This is a genomic window from Sulfitobacter sp. HI0129 (assembly GCF_001635395.1).
Classification (GTDB): Bacteria; Pseudomonadota; Alphaproteobacteria; order Rhodobacterales; family Rhodobacteraceae; genus Sulfitobacter.
Window position 1 is genome coordinate 1 of sequence record NZ_LWGH01000606.1, and the last position, 4,854, is coordinate 4,854.

Here is a 4,854-nt window from a genome sequence, read left to right on the forward strand (position 1 = left end):
TTGTGTGTTCAAGGTCGGGCATACTGGGAACGCAGGTGGGACCCCGTTCCATCCCGGGGAGGTAGATCCCGCTGAGTAGCAAGGGGCCCATTTGCGCCGTCGCCATTTGAACCTGAACAGTTGCAAGGGGCGCCCGTAGTGCCGACCCCGAATATCAAGGACAGGACAGTGACTTTGCCCCAAACCTACATCGGCGTCGATGTTGCGAAAGACTGGATCGACGTGTGTGACCCCGCCTCTTCCCGGCAGGAGAGGATACCAACCGACCGCCGATCGCTCCGTAGTTTTGCAGCGACAGTTGGCTCATCCATCGTAGTCCTCGAAGCATCCGGTGGCTACGAGCGACCCGTAATGTCCGCTCTCTTCGAAGCTGGGCGGCTCGCGACGTGTGTGAACCCTCGGCAGGCCCGCGAGTTTGCCCGCGCAACCGGGCGCTTGGCCAAGAGTGACCGCGTCGATGCGCTGGTCCTAGTCGAGATGGGACGCGCTCTACAGCTGGCTCCGGCGAGCCCGCGTTCTGCCGAACGGCAGCGTTTGTCTGAACTTACCGCCCACCGGGCGGGCATAACCACCATGATCGTTGCGGAGAAAAACCGCTTGAGGACAGCGCAGGATCCATGGATTCGGCGCAACATCTCTCAGCACATCAAGACCCTGCAAGCCAGTCTCGCGAAAGCCGAGGCAGAGATGGAAGCCGTAATCCAAGGACAGGGCGATTTGCGCGAGCAAGCCGCGCGCCTACGCCAAGTCAAAGGGATCGGGCCCGTCGTCTCAGCAACCTTGATCGCGCAGCTCCCTGAACTTGGTCAGCTTGACCGCCGAAGGATCGCGGCTCTCGCCGGACTCGCACCACATGCGAATGACTCCGGACATCGACGCGGCAAACGCAGCATATGGGGTGGACGCGGCACGATCAGGCGCACCCTCTATCTGGCAGCACTCACCGCCAGCAGGTTCGACCCGCGGTTCAGGGCCTTCAAGGAGCGCCTGCTTGCGGCTGGAAAGGCCAAAAAGCCCGTCATCGTCGCTTGCGCGCGCAAGCTCCTGACCGTCCTCAACGCAATGATCAAAACTGGAACGGCCTACCGAGACGCCATCGTTTGAAACACAGTTGCTACTCAAGAGTTGGAGCCTCCGGCAAACCCGGCGCGGTTCACAAAGACACGGTCGAATTTGAGACCCAAACGGACGCATTAGCGTGGCTCAATGGGATAGGAAGCTGAACGACGGACGAAACCATCCGCCCAGACCCAAACAGATTTCCGACCGAGCGGGAGTCTGCTGCGAGCCTAACCGCCCAGAATCCGACCATTTTCATATCCAATTGCGCATGCCATGCTGCAGGATGTATTTTTTTTGCCGTCGCCCGAAGAGGTGATCAAACATCCGGAGGAACACATGGTACGCGAGTGGAAGAACTTGCAAATCTTGGAATGTCATACGGATAGCGGCGGCACGGCGACTGTGTTTTTGCAGACGGACGGGGAGCGCCGCAGGTATGTTTTGGGCAATGGTATCGAACTGCACCCCAATGGCGACGGCAGTTTTACCGAGCCTCAGAAACGTGAAACCCTATCAGTGTCCCATATATGACGCAAAACTACCTGTGCGAAGCGTGGTCGAAGCGACCCGACTAAGACATATTGCGGTACCCCAAAAGCAAATTAGCGCATCACAAGCCGTAGAGCGCTCGACGTGCCATCGCAGCGACCAAATCGGTTTGTGTCACAATCCCCACGAGCCGATCGTATTCCAGGACTGGAACAGCGTCGACCTGACCGTCAGCCATCATTGGAAGAAGGGCCCCGATTGGTGTGCTTGTGGTGGCCCTAGGGACAGCCACATTCATGATGTCCCCTGCAGTCACCGACCGTTTACGGCGTGGATCGAGTAACCGCTTTATCGCAGCGGTGAATGTCCGGTCCAAACGAAGCGCATCTTCGCCCGCCTGAGTGATCAGATGCAGTTGGAAAATGATCCCTTGGAAACGGCCACTTGCACCGACGACAGGCAAGGATGTGAACTTGTGTCGTTTGAACAGGTCCGCGACGACGTCCAGACCTGTATCCGGTGTGATCGTGACAACATCCCTCGACATAATTTTCTTTGCCGTCATCGGCCCCGTACGGTGGGCTGCTGCTTGAAGCTCGGCGGCACCGATCATTCGGGCGAGATCTTCCGCGCCGATGTTAAAGGACTGACGATAGCGCTCCAGGATCTCGGTCAACTCATTTTCTGCAAGACCAAGCCTGACAGACGGATCTCGATCAGCCGTCCCATGAGAGCCTTTGTCCTCAAAGTGCCGGAACGGATAGTGACGGCCAGTTAAGCGCGCGTAGATGACCGCCATAACAACCAAAGCGACGGTGCCAACGGCAATTGGCGTCAATGCAAACCAGAACCCAAGCCGCTCAACTGTCTCGGGACTCATCGCGGCCGTCATAGCCACCGCGCCAGCCGGTGGATGGACCGCCCGGCACAGAATCGTCGTGGTGATCGCCCCACCCACCGCTACAGCTATCCGAACGGCAGGATCCGCGATCAACAGGCAGGCAGCTACACCAATTGCAGCCGCAACTGTATTCCCCACAACAGCCGACCAAGGTTGAGCAAGCGGGCTGTTCGGGACAGCGAAGAGCAAGACAGAGCTGGCCCCGAAGGGAGCCACGAGGAAGAGCCCCAGTTCTAAATCAACCGTTGGCGACAGAAGAAACAACCCAGTGACGCCCAGTCCAACCAACCCACCAATACCAGCCCGTACCGCTTCCAACGGTGTGACATGTGCGACGGCGGGCCCAAGAGAGCGTATAATGTGCAATTGCGGTGCCTGTTTTTACTTTGCCTAAAGTTTCACCGGCGCGACCAATTTGCAAGCGGACGAGACAATCTAAGATGCTACGGGTTTCCCCAGAAAACCGCCCTTACCAGCCCGAGCGGTGATCCCAAGCTGGTACGCATTTTTGCTTTTCCTCAAGATTCTGAATGATTGAACTCGGTCTCTGTGAACCCAATCCCTCAGAGAAAGATCATCGTGACATTCTCTGTATGCCGCCTGATTGACGGCCGAGCGGAACCCTAACTTTTCCCCGCACTGTCCACGTGCGCTGCGGAACCGGACATCTCGGCCTCCAACCGATCAAGGTCACTTATTGCGTCCTGAACCTGACCGACGTCTTTGTCGGTCGGAGCATCCACTTTCAGATCCGCCTGCCGCCCGAACTCCATCTCCAACTGCCCCTGGTCGTTTCCCAGGACCGCGGCGCGGATGCGCGCAGACGCTTGAACAGGACCGGTATCAAGGGATGGATTTACAACGGGTTCCCCCAGTCCCATCCTGGCCTCAAAGTCTTGCTCTGTCAGCCCTGGTCCACGCGGCGCTGTTGGCATTGCCTGAACGCTCAGCGGCGGCGGCGGCATCGGAGGGACCGGCCCTTCCGGGAAGGGCAGTTCTCCCTCTTGGGCCGCGTGAATGGCCTTGAAGTACGGATCTTCGTAATAGACGACCCGCTTCGCCCGGACCGGCATCTGCGCGTCCACGACCACCACGATCTCATCAAGCGGCAGACGTCGCGCCTCATCTTCCGGCAGGAGCGCGACCTCCTCCGTCCGCTCGGACTGGCTGCGGCCCTCGAACGGGTTCTTCCCGACCGCGCGAGAACGTGTGACCACGGTCTTCGTGGTCTTGCCGACAGCCTTGCTCAACTCCTCGACGGTCTTTTCGTCCGAGGGCGTGAGGTAGAGCTTGATCCCGGCGTTGCCCTGCAAAGCCCGCCGCGTGTTCTCGCCGTAGAGCTCGTCGATGGCGGGGATGGTCTGGGTGACCACCGCGAGATGCCCGCGATAGGCGCGCAACACCTCGATGCTCTCGGCCACGATCGGCATCTTTCCGAGGCGGTTGAACTCATCGAGCATGATCATGACCGGCCAGGGCTCGTCCGGCCCCGGCTCCCTGTCTTGAAGCGCCGACAGCAGGTCCGAAAAGAAGAGCCGGATCAGCGGTGCCAGCGGTTTCACCATGAGGGGCTGGACCACCAAATAGACACTGAAAGGTTTCTTGCGGATCGTCCGGAAGTCAAAGTCTGAGGTCGCCGTCGCGTCATCGATCGCCGGGTTCTGCCACTGATCGAGACCCGAGGTCATCAGGAGCGAGACATAGGAGGTCAGCGTGTCGTTGTTGGTCGAGGCCAGCCGCGTGAAGATCAGCCGCGCCGCGGCGTTTTGGACCTCATGGGCGCGCGCGAGATATTCCTTCTGCTTCTGCCCGCCCGAGGCGGCGATGCGGTAGATCTCCCCGAGCGTCGGCCGGCGGCGCTGGAACGCGAGTAGCCCGGCCGCGACGAAGAGATCGATCCCGCCTTTGAGGAGCCCCTGCACGCGGTCGTTGTCGTTCTGCAGGAAGAGTGTCGCCAGGAGCTGCAGCTCCATCTGCTGGCGGGCCGGGTCTTTAAGTTCATAGATGCGCAGGAGTGGGTTGTAGCGATGCGTGCGCCTGTCCTCCCAATCCGTGGGCGCGAAGCGAAACACCTCGTCACCCTGCGCCGCCCGGTGGCGGGCCGAGGCCTCGAAGCATTCGCCCTTCACATCCAGCACCACCGCTGAGCCCTGCCAGGTCAGGAGGTTCGGGATAACAAAGCCGGTGGTCTTGCCGCGCCCGGTTGGGGCCACGATAAGAGCGTGCGGGAAGTTCTTGGAGCAGAGAAAGGGCGCGCGGGATCCGGGCTTGCCCAGTTTCCCGATGACAAAGCCCGTGCCCGGCGCGCCGAAGAAGCCGTTCCGCTTCATCTCGCGGCGGGTCTGCCAATGGGTATAGCCGAACCGGGTGAGCGCCGAGCCCGACATCGCCAGGCTCATCAT

General features: G+C 60.1%; 4 protein-coding genes. 2 read left to right on the forward strand and 2 right to left on the reverse strand.

The features are described 5' to 3' along the window. Window positions 1-174: 174 nt before the first annotated feature. Window positions 175-1,104: an IS110 family transposase gene (locus A3764_RS16000; protein WP_067951765.1), complete on the forward strand. Its 930-nt coding sequence runs from the start codon at window positions 175-177 to the stop codon at window positions 1,102-1,104. Between the two features lie 231 nt (window positions 1,105-1,335). Next, complete coding sequence (locus A3764_RS16005; protein WP_236628217.1) at window positions 1,336-1,593, forward strand: MHC class I heavy chain; 258 nt, start codon at window positions 1,336-1,338, stop codon at window positions 1,591-1,593. Between the two features lie 79 nt (window positions 1,594-1,672). Here A3764_RS16005 and A3764_RS16010 read toward each other — a convergent pair whose 3' ends face one another. Both A3764_RS16010 and A3764_RS16015 read right to left on the reverse strand, forming a co-directional pair. Then, the gene (locus A3764_RS16010; RefSeq protein ID WP_067951766.1) at window positions 1,673-2,818 is read right to left on the reverse strand and encodes an HPP family protein; all 1,146 of its coding nucleotides are present in this window, start codon (window positions 2,816-2,818) and stop codon (window positions 1,673-1,675) included. Window positions 2,819-3,075: 257 nt separating this feature from the next. After that, window positions 3,076-4,854: type IV secretory system conjugative DNA transfer family protein (locus A3764_RS16015; RefSeq protein ID WP_067951767.1), on the reverse strand; the 1,779-nt coding region annotated here is incomplete at its 5' end.

What these genes read in the sequence shown, in the direction of transcription:
- A3764_RS16005 (WP_236628217.1), top strand. Translation starts at nt 1,336, where the DNA reads ATGCTGCAGGATGTATTTTTTTTGCCGTCGCCCGAAGAGGTGATCAAA.